Origin of the sequence: Halomonas sp. 5021 (assembly GCF_036663435.1) — a bacterium.
Lineage (GTDB): Bacteria > Pseudomonadota > Gammaproteobacteria > Pseudomonadales > Halomonadaceae > Vreelandella > Vreelandella janggokensis.
The window spans coordinates 23,372-45,918 of the sequence record NZ_JAXOVU010000005.1 but is presented as its reverse complement, the minus strand read 5'-3'; the positions used below and the strand labels follow the sequence as shown (position 1 = coordinate 45,918).

The following is a 22,547-nucleotide window of genomic DNA, read 5'->3' as shown; positions in this document are numbered from 1 at the left end:
CTTAGGTTATTTTTCGAATCCTGGCACGGCCAACTTACGCTCAAAAGCGTACAGCAAACTGTTACCCGCGCGGTTAAGAATGAAGTACAAGAGCGCGACCACGGCAAACACGGTCAACACATTCCCCTGGGTACTGGTAATGATGTAATGCGCCTGACGTGTCAGCTCAACGACACCAATGACATAGGCCAGAGACGTCTCTTTGATCTCGGAAGAAAACTCGTTCGTCCAGGGGCCAATCGCATGGCGTGCTGCCTGCGGGAACATGATGTGCCGAATGGCACTTAATTTGGACATTCCCATGGCCCGGGCGGCCATCATTTGCCCGGCAGGCACCGACTGGAAGGCACTACGGAAAATCTGTGACTGGTAAGCCGCTGAGCGAAGCCCCATGGCAAGAATAGCGGCACCAAATGCTGAAATATCCCAAACGCCCGAGATGCCGTAATAAAAGATGAACAGCATGATGATGATCGGAATGCCGCGAAAAATACGTTCATAAACTTTCAGCGGCCACTGCACCAGACGTGATTTGGGCCCATAGAGCTGGATAAGACAAATCGCCATCCCCAGAACGAAACCGATCAATAGAAGCGCCGCCAACAGAACGATGGCGACGCCCAACCCTTTAAGCAAGAAAGGGAAATCACGTATCAATACATCGTAGATATTCATGAAAGCTTCCCTACAACACAGGGAACGACCTGATTGAGATCAGGCCGCACCTGGAAAACGAACGGTTATTCGTTACCTAATTCGGGAAGACCAGCAACAGGCTTCTGATAAGTGTCAACAAAGCCGGGCATATGGCCAGGAATCGCAGGAGGCGTCACGCCGGGAATATATTCCTCGATAATCTCACCCCAGGTGCCCGCCTCATAAATTGACAGAATACCCTGGTTCAAACTCCCCAGAATTTCCTGCGGGTCACCTTTAGAAACCGCAAGCGCCAGCGGGGCACGTATGTAGATCTTACCTGCCATTTTTACCGGCCTGCCCGCATTAATATATTCCTGAGCGGATGTATCGTCGACAATGACGGAGGAAATACGGCCAATCGCCATATCATCAACGGCAGTGACATAGTTATCGTACTTGGCCAGTTCTACGTCTATATCACTGGAATTGACAATATTCTCCTCCATCCAGGCTTGCTGAGAAGAGCCCCCCTGCACACCCACGCGTGCACCACAGCACACCGCCGTAAAGACGTTTAGATCAGAGTCCTCGGGTACCAGCACCACGTCGTTCGTTTCCCACCAGGGAATCGTAAAGTCGATATTCTGGCTCCGCTCTTCAGTCACCGTCAGCCCAGTGGCGAGAATATCAATTTTTTCTGCGGCTAATGCGGGGATCAATGATGGAAAGGGCATATCCTGAAATTCAATTTCAAAACCTGCCTCATCCGCAATGGCGTCCATGGCATCAATGGCAATCCCTTTGAATTCACCACCTTCAACGTATGCCCAGGGCGGGAAAGACGCTTCCACGCCGACGGTATAAGATTCCTGAGCCTGCGCAGACGTTATAAAAAAGCTTCCGCTAATCGCCGAACAAAGCACTGCGGTGGATAAAAAAGATAGTTTTTTCATGAAGTTTCCCTTTGATTTGTGCGGTTTTTGTAATTTCGGGTTTATTTTTAGCAGATTTGAAGTTTGGTCAGCCCCGAGCACGCCTGTCAAGTTGATAAGCGATCACAAGCGCACAGATCGCCAATTTTCCGCCAGCGGGACACTTCCGTGAGCACGGGGGATTGCTGCGCAAAAGAGTACCTCTCGACCTTTGCGCCGGACTGGGTAACTCCCATCAGTTCGCGCTATCGCGACCATGAGATATCGTGTTGGCCATTCGCTATCACTTACGAGAGAACCGCCAAAAGCCGCAACACGCTTAGCCTCAAACGCCATCTAAAAGGCCTGAGCCCCTTACATACAGTAAAGGATCCAGAGCGAATTGCCCGCCCACCCTGCTTTGGCAGATACATGACAAGGGGTGATCCGGCCTCCTGAACACCAGCTCGGTGTCGGTATACCCTGTCAAAAGGCCTCGCCAGTCTTAACCGCATACCCTCGCAAGATAGGCGCGTGTTTCCGCGGTTCGCCAGAGCAGCGGGTACAAATCACCATCGGCGAAGTCGTAAAGCAAATTAGCAATTTTCTTTTCTTGCAACGCCGAGTCCCCAGCTATCGTTTAGAACTCGATATTGTGGGTATAACGTATACTCATCAATCGACAGCGCTAAGCGTGCTACTTTGAATTACCACGAAAGTTGTATTTCATAAAAAAATAGAGGTATGTCGCTGCTATGAAACATCTCATCATGACACTCCTGACTACCCTGGGACTGGGCCTTTCTGCCACCACCATGACGGCACACGCACAAGATGACCCTATCGTGGTCGGCGGTCTCAACTACACGGAGCATTTGATTCTCACCTCCGCCACCTTCCAGTTGCTGCAAGCCAAAGGCTATGACGTCGACAAGCGCGAGGGGTTGGGCACCTCCGTTTTGCGTCAGGCGCAGGAAAATGGCCAAGTCGACCTCTATTGGGAATATACCGGCAACTCAGTCATCCTCTTCAATGACCAGCCACAACCCGATAATGCCGCCGAGACCTACGCCACTGCCAAGCGTCTGGACGCCGAGAAAGGCCTGGTCTGGCTGAATCCTTCGGACACCAACAACACCTATGCGCTCGCCATGCGCGAGGCCGAGGCCGAAAAACTCGACATCCATACCCTTTCTGATCTAGCCGCGGCGATGAACGATGGTGCCGATCTGACGCTAGCCTCTAATGCCGAGTTCTATGCCCGCGAAGATGGGCTGCGGCCACTCCAAGAAGCTTATGGATTCGAGTTTCCCCGCTCGAGCGTCAAGCGCATGGACTCAGGGCTTACTTACAATGCGCTGCGTGAAGGCGAAGTCGACGTGGCGCTGGTATTCGCTACCGATGGCCGCAATGGCGCTTTCAACTTCGAGGTGCTCGACGACGACCAGCAGTTCTTCCCGGTCTACCAGCTGGCACCGGTGGTTCGCGAAGAAACGCTCGACGCCCACCCTGAACTTCGCCCCCTGCTAAACGATATGTCCGCTGCGTTGAACGATCCGACGCTAATCGATCTCAACCGCCGAGTCGACGTCGATGATCAGAGCATTGAAAAGGTCGCGAAGGACTTCCTGACCGAAAACGACCTGCTCTAACCCCTTGCTCCGATCCCATCTTCTTTTCCGGGGGCGATGCTTGCATCGCCCCAAGTGACAGGACACCCCATGTTTCCAAGTGGAAGCCAACCCGATTCCCGGGAAGTGCGTGACTTCCCGCATCCAGTCGTAGAGGAACCAGCACTTTTCATCCCGCTGCCCGATGATAGCCACCTCGCAGCAAGGATGTGGAGGCCGACAGACGCCGAGTCCCATCCCGTGCCCGCGATCATCGAGTGCATCCCCTACCGCAAACGAGACGCCACCAGTGCCGACGACGAACGCATGCATCCCTACTTCGCTGGACACGGCTATGCAGCGCTGCGTATCGACTTGCGCGGCAGCGGCGACTCCGACGGCGTGCTGGAAGATGAATACCTGGTGAGCGAGCAGGACGATATCGTCGCCGCAATCGCCTGGATAGCCGAACAGCCATGGTGCAGTGGCCGCGTCGGCATGATGGGCATTTCCTGGGGCGGCTTCAACTCATTGCAGGTGGCCTCGCGCCAGCCGCCAGCGCTCGGCGCCATCATCGCCGTTGGTGCCACCGTCGACCGCTATCACGATGACGTGCACTACAAGGGCGGCTGCGTGCTCAACGAGAACTTCGGCTGGGCGGCCTCGTCGCTTTCCTTCATGTCGCGGCCGCCAGACCCCGCCTTACGCGACGACTGGCGCGAACTCTGGCAGCACCGGCTCGCCCATCAACCCTTCGTGGCCGAGAACTGGTTCGATCACCAGACGCGCGATGCCTACTGGCGCCACGGCTCGGTGTGCGAGGATTATGCGCAATTGACGACACCGACCTTGGCCGTCACCGGCTGGGCCGACGCCTATGTCAACTTCGTCGCCGAAATTCTCGAGCATGCGCCCTGCCCAAGGCGTGGGATCGTCGGCCCCTGGCCCCATGCTTATCCGCACCTGGCGATGCCTGGGCCGACCATCGGCTTTCTCCAGGAAGCGCTGCGCTGGTGGGATCACTGGCTGAAGGGGCGTGACACCGGCATCATGGAAGAACCGCTATATCGCGTATTCTGTCCGTCCTTTTCCGAGGCCGATCCGCAACGGCTCGAAGTGCCCGGCGAATGGCTCGCCGAAACACAATGGCCAAGCCCGCACGTCACTTCGCAAGCCCTGGCGCTCGGCAATGGCGCGCTACACACGAACAGCGGGGCTATCCGCCCCAAGATGGCCAAACTGCGTGCGCCCGCCGACAATGGCCTACAATGCGGTGAGTACATTCCCCACAGCAGCGGCCCCGAGATCGCTGGCGATCAACGTGTCGACGACGCCCATTCGCTGACCTACGACACCGATCCGCTGGATACCGACATGGTAATTCTGGGGCGCCCCACGCTATCCCTGCGGGTCAGCGTCGACCAGCCGCGCGCCAATTTGATCGTGCGCGTTTGCGACGTCTCGCCCGAAGGCGTGTCGCAACGCGTCTCCTACGGTGTACTCAACCTCTGCCACCGCGATAGCCACGTCACACCCTCCGACGTACCATGCGATACGCCTTTCGACGTGTCGGTTCCACTGAATCAAACCTGCTACCGCTTCACCGCCGGGCACCGGCTTCGCGTCTCGGTGACCACTGCCTACTGGCCGTTGGTCTGGCCAAGCCCTTACCCGGTGACGCTGACCCTGCATGAGGCCGACTCTCAAATCACGCTACCTCAGCGCGCCTCGCACGACACGCCACCGGTACAGTTCGAACCGGCAGTCTTTTCCGGCCCCCTGCAACATCAGGTTGTACGCGCGGGCGAACAGTCCCGAGACGTCACCCACTCCTTGACCGACGGCTGGACCCGGCACGCCATCATCGACGACTTCGGAGAGATCGCCTACGACCATGGCCTGACCAACATTGCCTCGGCGGACGAGCGCTACACGATCCACCCCGATGCACCCGCGACCGCGACCATGAGCAAGAGCTGGCGTCAGGACTTCAGACGCGACGGCTGGCACGTCCACACCGAAACCTGGGCGGAACTGAGCTGCGATGCCGACTGGTTCTACCTGGAAGCACGTCTGCAGGCCTTTGATGAGACCGAACGCTTCATCGACCGACGCTGGAAAACGCGCCGCCGCCGACGCTGGGTGTAAGTCACGCCCTCAGCCGTGACGCTCCCGTTCCAGCCGCTGTGCCATCAGCGAAGCCACCAACGGCGTGTCAGCGTCCCGGTGGGTCGGCATCGCGAAACGGGCGGCGTCGATCGCGCCGGTGTCGATGTCGGCGCTGACGAGGGTCTCGCCGTCTTCGGCCCGCACCAGCACCTTGCCATCAACGTCGACGATGCAACTACCGCCCCAGAACCAGGCATCGCCCTCTGCCCCGTAGCGATGGGCCATGACCATGGGCGTAGCGTACATCATGGCGTAGAACTTCAGGCAGATCAGCCAATTGCCTTCGTCATCGAAATCGCCATCGACCATTCCCGTGGCCGCGTTGACCGGTGCCAGCATGACGTCGGGACGCTCCATCATGGCCGCGTGGGCCAAGCCGGGATTCCAGAGATCGGCACAGATCATCACACCGCAGGCGAGACCGTCAGCATCGGCGACGGTAAGCGACTGTCCCTTGCTGAAATGCTTGCCTTCCTCGTGTCCTCCGTAGGTACAGAGATTGACCTTGCGATGCACGGCAACGACCTGCCCAGAACACAGACAGGCCATGGAATTGGCATATTCACCGCGACCGCAGCGCTCGACAAAACCCACTACTGTCAGCATGTTGCCGACGGATTCCGCCAACTGGACAAGACGCGGATCATCACGATGCATGGCAACCTCGGGAACACGGGTGCCCAGGTCATACCCCGTCAGGGAAAGCTCCGGGAACACCAATACATCGATCTCCCGCTGACGGGCTTCCTCGATGACACGACGGTGGGTCTCGATATTGTGCGCGACATCAGCCAGCGAGCATTGAATCTGGGCGGCGGCGAGCCGGTAATTCGTCCTGCAAATGCTCAAAATGTTGCCTCCCGCAAGAAACACGAAAACACTGGATAAGCTTCGACGAGGATACGGTGAAACCCATGCATTTCCTATCCAATGCCTATTGGCATCGCAAATAAATGGCATGACATATCCGAATATCATAATCAGAGATATCTCTGAAGAGCGTGTTAAGCTCTTTACCTACACACTTATAAAAAGTGTCTTATACAGAACTTTTTAAGCGCGTTAGTAAAACACTTGTTCACGAATGCGACGTCCATGCCAATGAATTTACTTAAAACTTTTTATAAGTAGTCACGAGTTTTTAGGGTCCTTATCTTCGAACACATTATGTTAAGTAATCTTCATCCTATGTGTATTGGCACATTGATAGGGAATGGGCTTTTTCATCTATCAAGCGATTCTGGGTCAAAAACCAGCACCAAAGGACACTAACATGCACGACCACCCTTCCCTTTCCTGGATGCACGGAGTCGATCTAACGGCTCTGGACGCCGCCCACCTTCATCAGGTCAAGCGGTGCCTGCTTGACCTGCTGGGGGTGGCCGCCGGGGCCACCCGCACGTCCCTCGCCGAAAAAGCCAGACGCTTTGTGACTACCCAGCACGGCGGCGACCGTCCGCTATTATTTGCCAACGGCCAAGCCTCGCCAATCGGCGTCGCCCTACACGGGGCCTGGCTCATCGACGCGCTCGACGCACACGACGGCCAAGTACTCACCAAAGGACACGCCGGCGTCGCCTTGTTACCCGGACTACTGGCGCTGCCCGAGGTCAACAGACTTTCCGGACACGATTTCCTCGCCTTGCTTGCCTACGGCTACGAGATTGCTACCCGCGCGGGGATCGCCCTGCACGCCACCAGTCCGGATTACCACACCTCCGGCGCCTGGAACGCCCTGGGTGTCGCTGCCGTTGCCGCTCGCCTGCGCGGGGTTGATGTCGAGACCATGCATCATGCCCTGGGTATCGCAGAGTTCTATGGCCCGCGCAGCCAGATGATGCGCTGCATCGACCACCCCACGATGCTCAAGGACGGCTCTGGCTGGGGGGCAATGACCGGGATCTCAGCGGCGCTGCTGGCCGAAGACGGCTTCACCGGAGCCCCGGCGCTGACAGTGACCGCGCCGGACGTGACCATGGTCTGGCAAGACCTGGGCGAGCGCTGGTATCTCCACGAGCAGTACTTCAAAGCCTACCCGGTCTGCCGCTGGGCCCAGCCCGCCGTGGAAGCCGTGTTGTCACTGCCTGCAGCGAAACGCGATCCCGCCGCCATCACGCGTATCGAGATTATTACCTTTCACGAAGGCAAACGCCTGCACGTGATGCACCCGACGACCACCGAGCAAGCCCAGTACAGTCTGCCCTGGTCTGTCGCCTGCGCACTGGGGCGGGGTACCGTGGATGTTGCGGGTGTCTGCGACGAGCTCGACGCCCCCGACCTCAAGGCGCTTGCCAGCCAAGTAGAGATTCATGAGGATGACAACTTCAACGCCCGCTTTCCTGCCGAGCGCTGGGCATGTGCCCGATTGCATCTAAGCAACGGTGAGGTCATCGAAAGCGCGAACTTCGAGGCGCGTGGCAATCCGGATCAGCCGCTGTCGGACGCGGAGTTGATTGAGAAATATCAAACGTTGGCCAAGCCTGTCCTGGGCGACCGAGCCACACGAATTCACGAGGTGGTGATGAGTCTCGATACGCGACCCGCGGGCGACCTTCTAGCCCTGCTTGGCGAGCCTTGAAACGAGGACGGGCAAGCGCTGAATGGCCTCATATCGTTTTCTGGTCATCTGACATCTCGCTTATGGTGTTGATACTACCACCTGGGTTGGTGTCCAGAAGCAGTGAACCTCTACCCCTTACCGAAAAGGGGTCAGCCCCCGGGATGTCGCAAGCTATTCACCACGACGTTACTCACCTGACGCTAAGTGGCTGAAGGTGAGCGCTTCTTCACTGTCATAGATCTTCGTGGCACATAACGGCACGCCCGCAAAATCGTGGTCGATCAGGGCATCAGCGCTGATGAAATGGTCCTGCTTCGGCTGCTGGGTGCGCAACTCACCCTCAATGTTCTCCTGGAAAACCATGGGCACCGTCGTGATACCGTCGGTTCGAGATACACGATTCACACGCCTTGCGACATCGAGATAGGCAGTGGGGTCCGTCAATACCAGCGTGCGCCCCAGCCTTTTGACCGGGATATCGATGGGCCGTCCATCCCAGAGCGCTTCGTCAAGGGACGCATCATGCAAACCGATGGGCTGCACTCGCACGATGCCTTGATCCGGAATGCCGACCTGCTCCTCCGTCGCCAGCAGCGCCACTCTCAGGTTCTTGCCCGGCCCACCCTGCTTCGGCAGATACATGACAAGGGGATGATCATGCCGCCTGAACACCAGCTCGGTGTCGGTATACCCTGTATAAAGGCTTCGCCAGTCTTCGCCGCATACCCTCGAAAGATAGGCACGCGTTTCCGCTGTTCGCCAGAGCAGCGCACGCTCGGCGCTCTCGGCGTAGTCGCCAACAGGCGTTGTGTGGGCCAGCGACACCGCATAGCCCATCGCCGTGAGGTAGTCGTCAAGAAGCGCAAAAGCCGTCACTTCCTGATGAGGCGTGAGCGGCTTGGGCAGGCCCTCAATGAAAGCGTCGACGGGTGTGTCTTTCCAATTAAGCGACAGCACCCATCCAAGCAGTGTTTCGTAAAGGTGGGAATCCTCCAGCGCGATCATCGCGTCGCTTTCCTTCAGCACCGGGGTTGTATCGGGATCGGCGCTTTCTCGCACATGAACCGTGATGCCCAAACGCATCATGTTCTTTGTGGCCGCTTGCAGGGCGTGGCGTTGTTTAAGGGTTAAAAACGGCGCCGCTATAGCGATATCAAGCTCGACCGGCACTCCATCTTCCGTGAGCAGCCGCGCACCGTTCCCCAGCGTGTAACCGGCCTCGGTAAGTCGCTGAAAACTTTGCCGCAACACCGCTCGCCCGTTTCCGACACCGACCATGGCCTCAGGGTCGAGGCTGCTCAGAACCGGTATGCCGTTTCCGGGGGTCATGCCAGAGGCATCCGCCAAGGCTGCAATCGAGGCGTCAGGACCGTCGAAATCGGCAAGCGCCTTACGGTACTCCGTGATCGGCCCCGTGAAGGCAGGTGCAGAGAGTTCGAGGTTCGATGACCCAGCGGTGCGCGGAAAAATCGCCTCATCCGCGATACCCAACAACATGACGGCTGCGACGACATCCCGAATCGCCGGGTCGGCAACCGCCTCAGACCCCGGATTGAAGCGCAGGACAAGTTCGGCTTCACTCTCCTCGAAGAAAGGGATGTCCAGGTTGGCCTGAATGGCGGGGGGCGGCAGGCTAAAACCGAAGCCGAAAAAGAAGGCGGCAGCGGGGATTGGGGCCATGGCCAGGCCGATGGCAAGGAGAAGTGGCAGCGACCGAGCAGCGAGCATGGCAGACCTCCCCGTCTAGCGTCGGCTTGTGCAGCGCAAGATATTGTCGTCGATCCGGCAATTTTCCCATGTTTCCACCAGTTGCCAGGTCTGCCCGTCTTGACGAAACGAGGCCCAGGTCCACTGATTGAAAGCGCTTGCCGCATTCACGAGCGACGCGACCTGCCCCATCATGCCTGACCCTGTCATCGACATATCGGCGCGATACCGACAATAGGCCGATACGTCAGGGTCCTTCATCCGCAGGCAGTGATCCAGGCTGACAGATGTGATGCGCATATTACCGGTGCTTGAGTTCATCGCACCGCCTCCGGAGAACAGGCACATCATTGCTGCCACAGGATTGTTGTCCCGGCGGTAGGTGTTGCATTGGTCGCCCATCGCATCCAGCCGCTGGAAAGCGACATCGACCCTTGCCTGAATCGCGTTCTGGATGTCCTGTGCGTTCGGTGTGAAACGACCTGCCAGAGACGGCACGCCAGGATCGACCACCGATGCAGGCCGTTCAGGCGTCAGCGCGGGCTCGGGCGTAGGCGCACCATCGGGGTTTCGAGCCAGCGCGATATCGATCGGTTGCGACAGCTGCAGGTCGAACTGCCGCCCTCCGAAATCGACCACGACATCACGGCGCCCATCGGTGTAATCGTACCAAGGAAGGTCTTCACGAATATTCTGCCGGAGCCTATCGAACACCTCTCCCGAGCAGCCGTGATGGGTGAACACATCGATAAAGCCTTCCTGCTGCCTCTGACGCAATTCATCGAACCGCTGAGATAAAACGCTGAACGAGAAATCGTTTCGCAGCTCGCTGTCATATATTTCTCTACTGACGTCCTCATAGGTAGAGGCCGTGAGGACAAACGGCGCAAAATCGTCATCAAGGAGGCTCACCGTCTGAACCTCGGCAAGAGGCGTCGTCGTATAGGAAGACATCGGCTCGTCAGTGGCCGTGGCACAGCCCTCCCAGTAAGCAAGGTGGAACGCCATATAGTTGAGCATCCGAGCCCGCAGCGACGACTCCGAAGAGGCCCGCCGACCCTCATAAATCCGCTGGAAGGTTCGCGCCTGGCTCTGGTCCAGGAATGACAAATCAAGCTCGGCGGGCGCCTCCGCCGATCCTGGGTCATTTTCAGCAATCACGGTCTCGTCGAGATCGATGCGTTTTAGTGGATTCGGCTTACCAGCGCGGCAATACGCCAATAGTGGCTCCACATCCGCGCGAAACGTGCTGAAATCAAGGCCGCCGGTCATGGGCAAGAACGCGCCATTTCTTTTCAACTGATAGGAAAAATTGGTGGTGCCCTTCAAGTGAGTAAAGAAGGGGGCGTCAGCGCGTGCCGACCCCGTCACGCGAACCACATGGCGATGACTGGGAAAGCGCTCCCCCAGCGCTACCGGCATCGTCAATTCGTGGTCTTGACCGTAAGGACGAATGTGGAGTGAATACTCGTCGTCAGCGCTCAGTTCCAGAGGGTCGTCCATCAACTGTGAGACGATGCTGGTCATATCGATGATGCCATCGCCGCGGCAACGCATCACAAATTCCGGCTCTCCCTCAGGCACATCGTAGTTAGCGCCACGCGTGTAGACAAAAGCGGGGTCACCTTGGATGGATACGAGAACTGGCGGAGTGGCGTTCGTGCGATTCTCGTCACGGCCACTTTTATCGACACTACTCGCCGTTATTCGCGGGTCGCTTCCCGCTCGCGCCATGTCGGCAATGCGTTCGATTTCCTGGATATCCATTACGTCAGCTGCGCTAACCGCATCCTGAGCAAACACCGTGGTGGCAGTGCAGAGCCAAAGAGGTAAGGAGATAAGCCGACAGGTAGCATTGAGTGTCCGATACATGGTTTTCCTACCCTCGAAAGCTCGGATCGCTAGAGCCGTGGTCACCCGTTAGATGTAAAAAAACTAGGTGCCTTTAGTGAGGGGGTCAACGCTCAATTGTCTAATACTTGTAATGACGACAATCTCCTTGATTTCATTCAAAACCCCAAGATTGCATACAACAATAGACAAAAGTTTAATTTCTGAGCGCTAATTACTCACCTAGATTCAAAACTGCATACAATTTTAGGAATCCAGATGGCAAACACCGCTCGCATAGCACCTGCTTCCGTGGTCCAGACAGCGACGACCAAGGTGCATGAGGTCATCAAACAGCGGATTTTAGATGGGCACTACCAGGCTCATGAGTACATTCGGGAAGCGAATATTGCCCGTGAACTCGACGTGAGCAGAACGCCTGTCCGTGAGGCCCTCCGCGAACTGGTGTCGGAAGGTTGGCTCGAGATGATTCCCCATCACGGGTCTCGTGTGACGGCCTGGACCGAAAAGGATGCCCGTGAGGTCTTTGAACTACGCCTTGTACTGGAACCCATGGCGGTTCGCATGGCAAGCGAGCGCATGACCAGGGAATGCCTTACCAAACTCGAAGCGATGGCTTCCCACATGGAACAGCTCACCGAGATGGCCGATACGACGCCATCCATACGTAATGAAATCGCCTCCATCAATCATGAGTTTCACCGCGAACTGATCCACGCGAGCGGAAACCAGCGCCTGGGTGCCGTGTTGGAAAGTGTGGTTCGCACCTCGGTCATCAGACGTAACTTTAGTCATTACGACCTGGCCAGCTTGCGCCGGAGTATGCGCCATCACCGAGAGATTCTGGAGGCCATTAAGGTGGGTAGCCCTCTATGGGCCGAACAAATCATGAGCGCTCACCTACTCGCTGCCAAGTCGTTAAATGGCCGCTTTTCCGATTCTGCCGAGTCTTAGCGAGCATCCATCCAATCATTCAATAGAGGCATCACAACAACAATGATTAAAAACGAAGCCCAACCCTCAACGCCCCTGAACGACATCAAGGTACTGGAACTCGGTCAGCTGATTGCCGGGCCCTACTGCGGCCAGGTACTGGCTGACTTCGGCGCCCAGGTCATTAAGGTCGAGCCGCCTGGCAAAGGTGACGCCATGCGCCAGTGGGGGGCAGCGGATAATGAGACGGGCGAGCCCCTCTGGTGGAATGTCATTGGCCGCAACAAACAGTCACTTACCCTGGATCTTCGCCAAGCGCGTGGACAAGAAGTATTGCGCGAATTGGCCAAAAACGCCGACGTCATTATTGAAAATTTCCGCCCCGGCACGATGGAACGATGGGGGCTCTCTTACGACGTGCTCTCCCAGGACAACCCAGGCTTGGTGATGGTCCGGGTTACCGGCTTCGGCCAGGATGGGCCCTATTCCACAAGAGCCGGTTTCGCCTCAGTCTGCGAGGCCATGGGCGGGTTACGCTATTTGAGCGGCTATCCGGATCGACCTCCGGTCCGCGTCGGCATTTCAATCGGTGACACACTGGCAGGTTTGCATGCCGCCCTCGGCACCATGATGGCCCTCCACCAGCGTGAACGCACTGGGCACGGCCAAGTGGTCGACAGCAGCATTTTCGAATCCGTATTGGCGATGATGGAAAGCCTCATTCCTGAATTCGCACGTGCCGGCAAGGTTCGCGAGCGCAGCGGCAGCTTTCTGGCGGGAATCGCGCCCTCCAATGCCTACCCGGCGCGGGACGGGCGGGACGTCATCATTGGCGCCAACCAAGACACCGTCTTCGCTCGCCTTTGCCAAGCGATGGGCCAGCCAAGCTTGGCAGATCATCCTGATTACGCCACGCACCGGGCGCGCGGCGAGCATCAGCAGGCCATCGATGACCTTGTGGCAGCCTGGACACGCCAGCACGACGCTCAGCACGTCGTTGATATTCTCGCTGACGCGGGCGTCCCCGCTGGCTTGGTCTACAACGCTCCCGACATGCTCGATGACCCGCATTTCAAGGCGCGTGAAGCCATTGTCGAAGTCTCCGATCACCACGGTAAACCTCTGCCAATGCAGAACGTTTTTCCGCGACTATCCAGAACCCCGGGAAGTGTACGTCACGTTGGCCCCGTCTTAGGCGAGCACACCGAGACCATCCTGTCCGACTGGCTTGATCTCGATACCAATGCACTCGCCGCCCTACGCGACGACCAGGTGATCTGACGGAGGCCTACCATGGATCCAGTTCTTGTTCTAATTGCCTTGATCGGGCTTATCGCTTTTGGCGTACCGATCTTCCTGGCCCTTGGCCTCTCTGGATTACTCGGCCTTTACATGGCCCGCGGTCCACTGGCGTTCTTTTTCGCACCCTCATCGCTGTTTGGCCAGCTCAACGCCTTCGAGTTGATCGCCTTGCCACTATTCATCCTGATGGGCAACTTCCTTGGCGCAACCCCTGTCGGCTCAAGCCTGTTTACCGCCGCTGTGCGCTGGCTCAACTGGCTTCGTGGCAGCCTGGCAATTTCGTCGGTGGGCGCCTCCGCCATGTTTGGCGCGGTATCCGGGGTCAGCCTTGCCGGTGTCGCCGCAGTGGGCTCCATTGCGGTACCTCAGATGCTGGCCCGGGGCTATAGCCGCTCGCTGGCCGCGGGCTCGGTCGTCAGCGCCGGCGCCCTGGCCATGCTGATTCCGCCCAGTGTGCCCTTCATCATCTACGGGGCAGTTTCCAGCGTTTCGGTGGCCGACCTGTTCATCGGCGGCATCGTCCCCGGCATCGTATTGGCGCTTGCCCTGTCGCTGTTCATCTACATCCGCGTGCGCCTGAACCCGGCTGAAGCACCGGCCAGCGAGGAGCGCTTCACTTGGCGCGAGCGTTGGGCGAGTTTGGCCAATATCTGGCATGCCGCCCTACTGGTGGTGGCCGTACTGGGCTCCATCTACTCGGGCCTGGCCACTCCCAGCGAAGCGGCCGGCATCGGCGCCGCCGGCGCCTTCCTGATCGCGACCCTGGTATTTCGTAGCCTCAGTTGGCGGAAGTTTCTGGAGATACTGGCAACCACCGCGCGGATCAGCGGCGCAATCCTGCTGATCATCGGTTGCGCCAAGATCTTTGGCGACTACCTCAATATGGTGCGGGTCCCGCAGCTACTCACCGAAGCGCTGACCTCCACCGGCCTGCCCGCCTGGGCCATTCTATTGGCGGTCATGCTGCTGCTGATCCTGCTCGGCATGATCGTCGACGCCGTGTCCCTGATCGTCGTGACCACCCCGGTACTGCTGCCATTGGTCACCGCACTGGGCTATGACCCGCTTTGGTTCGGCATTGTCATGGTACTCAACCTTGAAATTGCCGTCGTGACACCGCCGGTGGGACTTAACCTGTATGCACTGCGCGGGGTCTGCCCAGAGCTTTCGGTAGAGGAAATCATCAAAAGCTCTCTACCCTTCGTCGCCGTCCAGTTCCTCGTGCTGATGCTGTTCGTGTTCTTCCCCAGCCTCAGCCTGTGGTTGCCGGGGCTCATGTAGTCCCGGTGTTTCAACGTCAGTGAAGTGAGCTATCACCTCCGACCTTTAAAGGGTCTATCACAACAACAAGCAGGAGATTCACCATGACCTTATCCCGCCGCCAAGTCCTGAAATACGGCACATTCGCCACTGCCGGGGCCACGATGTTCGGCTCCCATACCCTGCTGGCACCACGTAGTCACGCCGCCACCACGCTGACCGGTGTCACCTACCTGCCCGACTCCTACAAAGCATTAACCTACGGCTCCAATCGCTTCGTGGAGATGCTAAAAGAGCAGGGTGGCGACGCGTTGACGGTGGACTTCTACGACTCAGGCCAACTCCTGAAGGTAGACGAGCAGCTGCCAGCCTTACGCTCGCGGAGCATCGACTTCATGTTCCATACCTTCTCCTACGTTACCCGATCGATTCCTATCCTCGGCGTCACAGGCCTGCCGGGCGTGGTCGGCGAGCTCTACCGCCACCCCGAACGTCTGCGCCAAGGCAGCCCGTTGATGACGTTGATCAACGACGTGTTGGCCGAAGATAACCTCTACATGCTGACTTCCGGGGGCGGTATTCTCGAGCCGGAATACCTTTGGAGTACCGAGGAAAGCCCGATCCGCCGTCTTGAAGAGGTACGCGGCAAGAAGGTACGTATTGTCGGCTTTGAGGCTACCCAGGCCTTCGAGCCCTACAACGTGGGCGCGACACGGATTCCCTCCTCCGAAACTTACATGGCCCTTCAGCGGGGCACCGTGGATGCGGGTATCTTCAACATCTCGACGGTTATCGGCCGCAGTCTCCAGGAGCAGTTGAAGGTCTGCTACAAACTCCCGATCACTGGCTTCTCGGTGGCTCCCTTCATGCTGCGCGACACCTGGGACAGTCTGGACGATGACGTCCGCGCCGTGCTGCAGAATGCCGCCGACTGGTATGACGCCAACTTCATCGAGCACTGCAACAACGATATCTATCCCAACGAATATTGGCCCCAGGTCGAGCAGGCTGGCGTCGAGATCGTCGAGCCCAGCGAAGAGGATCTCGAGACATTCAACAACGGCGTTCAGGACGTCTGGGATCAATGGAAAGAAGAGGTCGGCGAAGAAGTCGGCAGTCGCGCCATTGCCCTGGCCCTGGGCGAGGAATGAGGGAGAGCACAATGACGATGACTGCCATGCGCAGCTGGGATGCGGTACTCGCCGTCCCACGCTGGACGTCGATGGCGGTGCTGATGTTCATGATGGCGTCAATCTGCTATGACGCCATCATGCGCTACGCCTTCGCGGCGCCGACCAGTTGGAGTCTGGAGATCAACTCTTTTCTGCTGGTCTATCTTGCCGTGATCGGCGCCGCGGAAGCCCAGCGCCACGACGCTCATATCCGCATCACTTATTTTAAAGACAAACTGCCGTTGCGTCTGCGCGCCACCATCGACTTGGCCACCGGGCTTTTGGGGGTCGTGTTCTGCACGATCCTGGTGTGGCGCGGTGGCATTATGGCGCTACAGGCACTCGAACACGGCGAACGGGTTTCCAGTTCGTTGGGCACTCCCATGGTATATCCCTATGCCCTGATGCCGATCGGATTCGCCGCTCTAGGCCTGCAGTTTCTTATCGATGCGTTGACCACCCTTCCTCGTCTGATGGGCTCCGCCAACGATGAGGCCCCCTCTCATGACTAACACCCTTGGCCACAAGCTAATTGCCACCCACCTGGAAGACGAACTGCCCGAACGCCTTGACGCGCCCGTTCTGCTCAAAACCGGCGCCAACCAGGGACACGGGTGGAGCCGAGAGAACGCAGCCTTGATACCTAAACGACGGGGCCTTCAGGTGGTCGTCGCCAACAACTTTGCTCGCAAACAGGAGGCTCCGTCATGACGTTGCTTGCGCCACCCGCACAGGTGGACATTGTCGAGGTCGCTCCCCGCGATGGCTTTCAGTCGATCAGCGACCCACTACCTACCATCGATAAACAGCGCTGCATTTCAGCACTTATCGATGCCGGCATCACCCGCCTCGAAATCGGCTCTTTCGTGAGCCCCAAGGCCATCCCACAGATGGCCGACATTGACAAACTCATCGAGGCTTTCGTCGACCGGCCCGAGCTGCGCCTTTCGGCGCTCGTGCCCAATCTAAAGGGAGCCGAGCTGGCCCTGGCGCACGGCATCCGCGAAGTCGTCTACGTGGTTTCGGTGTCAGAGTCCCATAACCGCAGCAATGTAAGACGAAGCGTCGATGAGTCCCTGGAGGATCTCGGACGAGTGGCAGAGCGCCTGCGTCAGACCGAGGGGACCCGGTTACGTCTCGACCTCGGCACCTGCTTTGACTGCCCCTTTGAAGGCACAATCGACTGGCGGCAGGTTGACCGCGTCCTCGACCAGGCGACCCGCTTGACCGACGGTTTGCCGATAGAAGTGGCGTTATGCGATACCACCGGCCGAGCCAGCCCCTATCAGATTGCCGAGCATTTCACCCAGTTGCGCGAGCGTCATGGCGGTAAAGGACTGGCCTGGGCCTTCCACGGCCACGATACTTACGGCATGGGCGTAGCCAATGCGCTTTTTGCGATACATCACGGTGCCACGGCGGTGGACAGCGCCTGCGCTGGCCTGGGAGGCTGCCCCTTCGCCCCCGGCGCTACCGGCAACACCGCCACCGAAGATCTGCTCTATGCCCTTCAGGGTGGCAGCGTCACAACGGGGGTCGATCTGTCAAAACTGCTCGTGGCGGCCGACCTGATCGCTGCCCTGCCCGGTGGCCAGACCGCCAGCCACTTGCGCCAGGTGCCACGAGAACGGATGCGCTAAACCGTGCCGGTCATCGTGCTCCTGTCGACCACCCTGGTGCTGGCCTTCTCAGCGCTGGTGGCGCTGTTTCCTGCCGCCATCGCGCCAGAATTATCCGGTGTACTGGGCGTCTCCTCGGCCACCATCGGCTTGCAGGTGAGTCTCATCTTCCTCGGCGCCATGCTGACGTCGCTGGTGGGCGGCCCGCTTACCCGACGGCTGGGACCCTGCCGCACCAGCCAACTTTCCCTGGCGATGCTCGGCGGTGGCGCCGCCATGATGGCGATCCCGGCCTTGCCGACCTTTGCCTTAGCCTCTCTCATCGCGGGCTTGGGTTACGGAATGACCAACCCCTCCGCGTCAGTCCTGCTGGTGCGCTTTACCCCGCCCGAGCGACGCGGCCTGATCTTCTCATTGAAACAGTCGGGCGTGCCCCTGGGCGGTGTGATCGCCGGGGCCAGCGCCCCCTTTTTAGCCCTGGCGGTGGGCTGGCAGGCCGGGCTGCTCCTGCTCAGCGCCATTGCCCTGCTCGGCATCGTCGCCCTGCAATGGCAACGGGCGGGTTGGGATGACCAGCGCGACCCAAACACAGCGTGGCTGTCGACGCCCTTCTCAGGGCTCGACGTGGTATGGCGGCAGCGATCGCTGCGCTACGTCGCGCTGCTGAGCCTGTGCTTCTCGGCGATTCAGCTATCGGTCTCGGCCTTTACGGTGGCACTGCTGGTGGAAGATCTGGATTTCGGCCTGGTCGAGGCAGGATTGGTCATGTCCGGGGTGCAGGTAACCGGTGTCGCGGGACGCATCGGCTGGGGCGTGATCGGCGACCGGCTGGGCGACCGCCTGACGACGCTTACCATCATCGCATTCACCACCGCGGTGGGCGCTCTGTTGGTAGCCACCATGACACCGGCCTGGCCCCAGTGGCTGGTCATTGTATTACTTGTCCTGCTGAGCTTTTCCTCGTTGGGCTGGAACGGCGTCTTCCTGGCCGAAATTACTCACCTGGCCCCGCCACGTCGTATCGCGGATGCCGCTGGCGGTTGCCTGGTTTTCACCTATGGCGGTGTGTTGCTCGGTTTGCCTATGGTGACTTTGCTCCACAGCTTGCTGGGTGACTATACAACCGTTTTCGCTATCCTCGCGGGTATCGCGGTACTGGGACTCTGGCTCATCCATCAAGCGAGACGGTCCGCCACCATCCCGCCACCACACGTCACTCATACACCGAAGGCAAAACAACGTTGATCGGCCGACAGGGTTTTCTGCGCCATGGCTTCAATGGATACTTTAAACGCCTGGCGGGCGTGGTCTTCGCCGTGTACCAAACGCACCTCGCGCGGCCAACGGTGCATCCGTTTGATGAAATTAAGCAAGTCGCGCCCACCCTTATATAGCGCCCCCTAAATAAAAACGTATCACATTACATAAAAAAAGCGCCTGGCAAAGCCAAGCGCTTATAGCTAACCCAATCAGCTGTTCCCCACAACGTTATTACTGACGCTGACTTATAACCGGGGCGATATCAGGCAGCCATGGTCATCTTCTGTTTCGGTAATAGCCACTTATATATAGTCATTTAAATTATGTGCCACTATCCCGCATCGCCAGCAGCCAACCATTCATCAATCAAGTCACGATTTTCATCGATCCAGGTCTGGGCACCTTCCACCGGGTCGCCGGTTTGCTCGATTTCGGCCATCAAGCCACCCAATGTATCGTCGTTCATGTGCCAGTCATTGAGTACAGACGTTAGCCAGGGATCATCGTCTCCGAAATCTTTGCGCGACATCCAATGAATATCATCGCTTTCGCCATAAACGCCTTCAGGATCTTCCAGATACTTGAGGTCGTACTCAGCAAAGGCCCAATGTGGGCTCCACAGTGTCACGACGATTGGCTCTTCGCGCTGGTAAGCATCATCAAGTGCCGCCATCATCGCCGGTCCAGAGCTGTTAATTTGATTAAGTGGCAGTTCGTACGCTTCTATCGCTTCCTCGGTAGAGCCTGCAATCGCCGAACCTGAATCAATGCCAAGAATAGTCGGATTACCCTGGTACACATAAGCCTCAGCGTTTTCGCCAAGCTCGGGGATGGTGTCGATGTCGACGTAGCTAGGCACCACCAAGCCCAACCCAGTGCCTTCGTACCAGACATCGTGCACGTCGATCTCATCCTTGTGGGGCTCAAGGAAAGAAGCATCCGTAGTGGGTAGCCAGATCTCCATGGAAAGATCGATATCTTCGTTGGCCAGACCACTGTAAAGCACGCTCTTGCTGACATCGGAAAGTTCGATGTCATACCCATACTCTTCTTCCAGAATGATCTTCCACATGTTGGCGACGGCAATGTTCTCGGCCCAGTTGTTGGTGCCGATCACCAATGACTTGTGATCGTCTGCCTGAACGCCAGTTGCCGCTGCCAAAAGCCCTACCATCAAGAACGATGATGACATTTTATTCATACCAAGTTCCTTCCTTTTGTTTTAGCCATTCTAAAAAGTCAATCGTAGCAGGTTATTATCGAATGACGATCGACATTACCGAATAGCAATCATGAGAAAAAAGAATGAAGTACCGTTTCACTAGGTGTATCCCAGCAACCTGGAATCGAAGGGGTAATCGGACAGTAGCTCCACTTTTCCGTCATCGCGTACGTAGAGCTGCTCTTCAAGCTTGACGCCCTCACCACCCTCTTCGTGGCCGATAAAGCTCTCCACGCAAAGCGTCATTCCGGGCTCTATAATTCCGTCATAGCCCTTATCGTCGATATCCTCACGATGAACGATGTAGGGATACTCGCCATTCATGCCAACGCCATGCGCCAAGGCAAAGTAACGGCGCGCCTTGTAGGCTTCTGGCAGTCGCCAGGCACGCTCGGCGTATTCCTTGAAACTGATGCCGGGCTGGATGTTTTCCATATTGGTACGTATCTGTTCATATGCCATGGCGTAGAGATCCTTCTGCGCCTGGCTTGCCTGGCCATCGCCACACAGGAAAGTGCGAGAGAAGTCGGCATAATAGCCGTAGCGCCCAACCACGTCGGTATCCAGCGCCACCAGTTCGCCATCCTGGATGATGCGATCTGAACACTCTTGGAACCATGGGTTGGTGCGCGGTCCCGAGTTCATCAGTCGCGTCTCGACAAAATCAGCGTCGGTTTCGATGATGTGCTGGTGCAACCGTGACCACACAGCGTTCTCACTCACTCCCGGCTTGATCGCCCTTTCAAGATGACGAACACCATCTTCTACCGCGCGAAGCGACGAACGCACCATCTTGATCTCATTGGGTACCTTGATGGCACGCGCCAACTCCAGTGGCGCCTGTGCATCCAATACCTCTAAGCCACTCCTCTGCAGCATGAAGGCCGCTTCCGGTGTGGCGCTTTCGATGCCGATACGTTTACCACCCCCACATTGCCGAACGAGGTCGATGATCTCGTCCGCCCAGGCACGGGTCACCGCCTCGGTATTTTTCTCATTGAAGTAATAAGAAATCGCTTTCGCAGGGCGAATCTCATCCACCGTAGGCAGGTGCCTGGCCAAGTGCTCGCAGCCGGAAAACTCAAACAACACCACAGGCCCTTCAGCGGGCACGAACGCATAGCGTGCCGGGTTGCGCGAACTATAGACCTGCATGTTGCGCGACCCTGTCGCATAACGTACGTGTGCCGGATCAAAAAGCACGACCGCGGTCATGTCGCGTTTGACGAGTTCACGTCGAACCCGGCCAAGGCGGTCAAGTAATACCTGTTCAATCTCGGCTTGCGTCGGCTCGCAATCGCTGGGCTCGTGGGTCGGCGGAAGAATGCCGAGGGTATCGAGATCCATCTTCATGGTCTCTCCTCTTCATTGAAAATATAGGGAGGCGTGCTTAGTCGATCAGTCCGTCAGTACGCTCGGCATAGCGGGCTTCTGCCTGGATATGCTGCTCAGCGACACGCCCGTACAGCTGGCGTGTTCGTTCCAGCTTGCCGACCACGCCAGGTTGCTGCGAATAGGCGAAAATGGCCGTCAGTCTTGGCGTATCACCTTGCACCTCTGAGACGCGGTGCAGACTGAAGCGCCCTTTGAAAAGCTGTAGATCCCCCGGACGCAGATCCAAACGCTTTACAGGTGTTGGGTCATCCTCGCGAATCACCGCCCTGACACCGGTATAGTTTTCGTCCTGCGGTGTACGAATTCCCGGGCAATACTCGAAAACGCCGCCCGCTTCGGGCTGCTGCGTCATCATGGTGACGATGAATTCGTTGGTGTCGTAGTGCCACGGCTGCTGAGTACCATCGGGCAATACGTTGAGCACGAGGCCAGCAAAGGGGTCGGCATACTCGTAAATCTGCTCTTCGCCAAGACAGCGTGCCACCAGCGATTTCATTGCCTTGGAGACATAGAGCCTATGAATCAGGCTATCTGCCGTGATCATGTCCCGTGTAACGAAACCGCTGGTACGCGTCATGAATATCCGGCGGGGGTCATCTTCCGGCAGCGAGGGGTCATCAGCCGTAAAATAGGCGTTGACCTGGCGCGTGTTGAAGAAACTTTTCTCGGCCATGCGCGCGCTCTCTAATCGTGCCTGTTCGAGTACGCTCGGGTGCAAAAAGCCACGAAGCACCGCACAGCCCTCACGATCAAGATCACGCCGGGCAGACTCAATGACCTCAACCAGCGACGAACTATTGGGGTCATCGAGTGGATAGCGTTCGGTATTGACGAAGGCAGACAGATCCAGGCGTTCGGCATCCGCCAACTGGTCAGCGTTCAGCATTGCATTATCCTCCAGCAGTAAAACAGGCACCGGGCTTGGCACCCGGGCTTA

At 57.8% G+C, this 22,547-nt stretch carries 20 protein-coding genes; 11 read left to right on the top strand and 9 right to left on the bottom strand.

The features are described 5' to 3' along the window. Window positions 1–6 precede the first annotated feature (6 nt). Complete coding sequence (locus R3F64_RS10115) at window positions 7–675, bottom strand: amino acid ABC transporter permease (protein ID WP_085917328.1); 669 nt, start codon at window positions 673–675, stop codon at window positions 7–9. Between the two features lie 65 nt (window positions 676–740). Continuing rightward, window positions 741–1,592 (bottom strand): ABC transporter substrate-binding protein, encoded by an 852-nt coding sequence (locus tag R3F64_RS10110; protein WP_085917327.1) that lies wholly within the window; start codon window positions 1,590–1,592, stop codon window positions 741–743. A gap of 713 nt (window positions 1,593–2,305) precedes the next feature. Here R3F64_RS10110 and R3F64_RS10105 point away from each other — a divergent pair. Then, window positions 2,306–3,202, top strand: coding sequence for a glycine betaine ABC transporter substrate-binding protein (locus tag R3F64_RS10105; RefSeq protein WP_442908825.1), 897 nt, complete (start codon window positions 2,306–2,308; stop codon window positions 3,200–3,202). A 36-nt stretch (window positions 3,203–3,238) separates the two neighbouring features. Further along, window positions 3,239–5,308 (top strand): CocE/NonD family hydrolase, encoded by a 2,070-nt coding sequence (locus tag R3F64_RS10100; RefSeq protein WP_332611245.1) that lies wholly within the window; start codon window positions 3,239–3,241, stop codon window positions 5,306–5,308. Between the two features lie 9 nt (window positions 5,309–5,317). On the opposite strand, the gene R3F64_RS10095 is transcribed toward R3F64_RS10100, so the two are convergent. Continuing rightward, entirely contained in the window at window positions 5,318–6,178 is an 861-nt protein-coding gene (locus tag R3F64_RS10095; RefSeq protein WP_332611243.1) for a nitrilase-related carbon-nitrogen hydrolase, read from the bottom strand. A gap of 424 nt (window positions 6,179–6,602) precedes the next feature. On the opposite strand from R3F64_RS10095, the gene R3F64_RS10090 reads away from it, so the two are divergent. Further along, window positions 6,603–7,907 (top strand): MmgE/PrpD family protein, encoded by a 1,305-nt coding sequence (locus R3F64_RS10090; RefSeq protein WP_332611241.1) that lies wholly within the window; start codon window positions 6,603–6,605, stop codon window positions 7,905–7,907. Between the two features lie 168 nt (window positions 7,908–8,075). Here the strand turns inward: R3F64_RS10090 and R3F64_RS10085 are convergent, their stop codons facing one another. Both R3F64_RS10085 and R3F64_RS10080 read right to left on the bottom strand, forming a co-directional pair. Then, entirely contained in the window at window positions 8,076–9,617 is a 1,542-nt protein-coding gene (locus R3F64_RS10085) for a hypothetical protein (protein WP_332611239.1), read from the bottom strand. A gap of 15 nt (window positions 9,618–9,632) precedes the next feature. Next, window positions 9,633–11,468 (bottom strand): hypothetical protein, encoded by a 1,836-nt coding sequence (locus R3F64_RS10080; protein ID WP_332611237.1) that lies wholly within the window; start codon window positions 11,466–11,468, stop codon window positions 9,633–9,635. A gap of 237 nt (window positions 11,469–11,705) precedes the next feature. Here R3F64_RS10080 and R3F64_RS10075 point away from each other — a divergent pair, with 237 nt between their 5' ends. The 8 genes from R3F64_RS10075 to R3F64_RS10040 all read left to right on the top strand — a co-directional run bounded on the left by R3F64_RS10075 (window position 11,706) and on the right by R3F64_RS10040 (window position 18,978). Then, window positions 11,706–12,401, top strand: coding sequence for a GntR family transcriptional regulator (locus tag R3F64_RS10075; protein WP_176243611.1), 696 nt, complete (start codon window positions 11,706–11,708; stop codon window positions 12,399–12,401). 42 nt (window positions 12,402–12,443) lie between these two features. Continuing rightward, a complete protein-coding gene (locus tag R3F64_RS10070) occupies window positions 12,444–13,661 on the top strand; it encodes a CaiB/BaiF CoA transferase family protein (RefSeq protein WP_085917320.1) in 1,218 nt (405 codons plus the stop codon). Between the two features lie 12 nt (window positions 13,662–13,673). Then, complete coding sequence (locus R3F64_RS10065; RefSeq protein WP_264826562.1) at window positions 13,674–14,963, top strand: TRAP transporter large permease; 1,290 nt, start codon at window positions 13,674–13,676, stop codon at window positions 14,961–14,963. 83 nt (window positions 14,964–15,046) lie between these two features. Further along, window positions 15,047–16,093: a TRAP transporter substrate-binding protein gene (locus tag R3F64_RS10060; RefSeq protein ID WP_085917318.1), complete on the top strand. Its 1,047-nt coding sequence runs from the start codon at window positions 15,047–15,049 to the stop codon at window positions 16,091–16,093. 11 nt (window positions 16,094–16,104) lie between these two features. Next, window positions 16,105–16,626, top strand: coding sequence for a TRAP transporter small permease (locus R3F64_RS10055; protein ID WP_268900873.1), 522 nt, complete (start codon window positions 16,105–16,107; stop codon window positions 16,624–16,626). Next, complete coding sequence (locus R3F64_RS10050; protein WP_332611229.1) at window positions 16,619–16,825, top strand: hypothetical protein; 207 nt, start codon at window positions 16,619–16,621, stop codon at window positions 16,823–16,825. The genes R3F64_RS10055 and R3F64_RS10050 overlap by 8 nt, the downstream gene beginning before the upstream one ends. Next, window positions 16,822–17,754, top strand: a complete 933-nt coding sequence (locus R3F64_RS10045) for a hydroxymethylglutaryl-CoA lyase (RefSeq protein ID WP_332611227.1) — start codon at window positions 16,822–16,824, stop codon at window positions 17,752–17,754. The genes R3F64_RS10050 and R3F64_RS10045 overlap by 4 nt, the downstream gene beginning before the upstream one ends. A gap of 3 nt (window positions 17,755–17,757) precedes the next feature. Next, a complete protein-coding gene (locus R3F64_RS10040; protein WP_268900876.1) occupies window positions 17,758–18,978 on the top strand; it encodes an MFS transporter in 1,221 nt (406 codons plus the stop codon). On the opposite strand, the gene R3F64_RS10035 is transcribed toward R3F64_RS10040, so the two are convergent. From R3F64_RS10035 to R3F64_RS10020, 4 genes are all read right to left on the bottom strand, one after another. Then, complete coding sequence (locus tag R3F64_RS10035; protein WP_332611223.1) at window positions 18,951–19,106, bottom strand: hypothetical protein; 156 nt, start codon at window positions 19,104–19,106, stop codon at window positions 18,951–18,953. The two genes, R3F64_RS10040 and R3F64_RS10035, sit on opposite strands and share 28 nt — an antisense overlap. 218 nt (window positions 19,107–19,324) lie before the next feature. Next, a complete protein-coding gene (locus R3F64_RS10030) occupies window positions 19,325–20,194 on the bottom strand; it encodes a glycine betaine ABC transporter substrate-binding protein (protein WP_085917313.1) in 870 nt (289 codons plus the stop codon). 120 nt (window positions 20,195–20,314) lie between these two features. Beyond that, window positions 20,315–21,568 (bottom strand): M24 family metallopeptidase, encoded by a 1,254-nt coding sequence (locus R3F64_RS10025; RefSeq protein ID WP_199284991.1) that lies wholly within the window; start codon window positions 21,566–21,568, stop codon window positions 20,315–20,317. A 37-nt stretch (window positions 21,569–21,605) separates the two neighbouring features. Further along, the gene (locus tag R3F64_RS10020) at window positions 21,606–22,496 is read right to left on the bottom strand and encodes a HalD/BesD family halogenase (protein ID WP_199284990.1); all 891 of its coding nucleotides are present in this window, start codon (window positions 22,494–22,496) and stop codon (window positions 21,606–21,608) included. Window positions 22,497–22,547 lie beyond the last annotated feature (51 nt).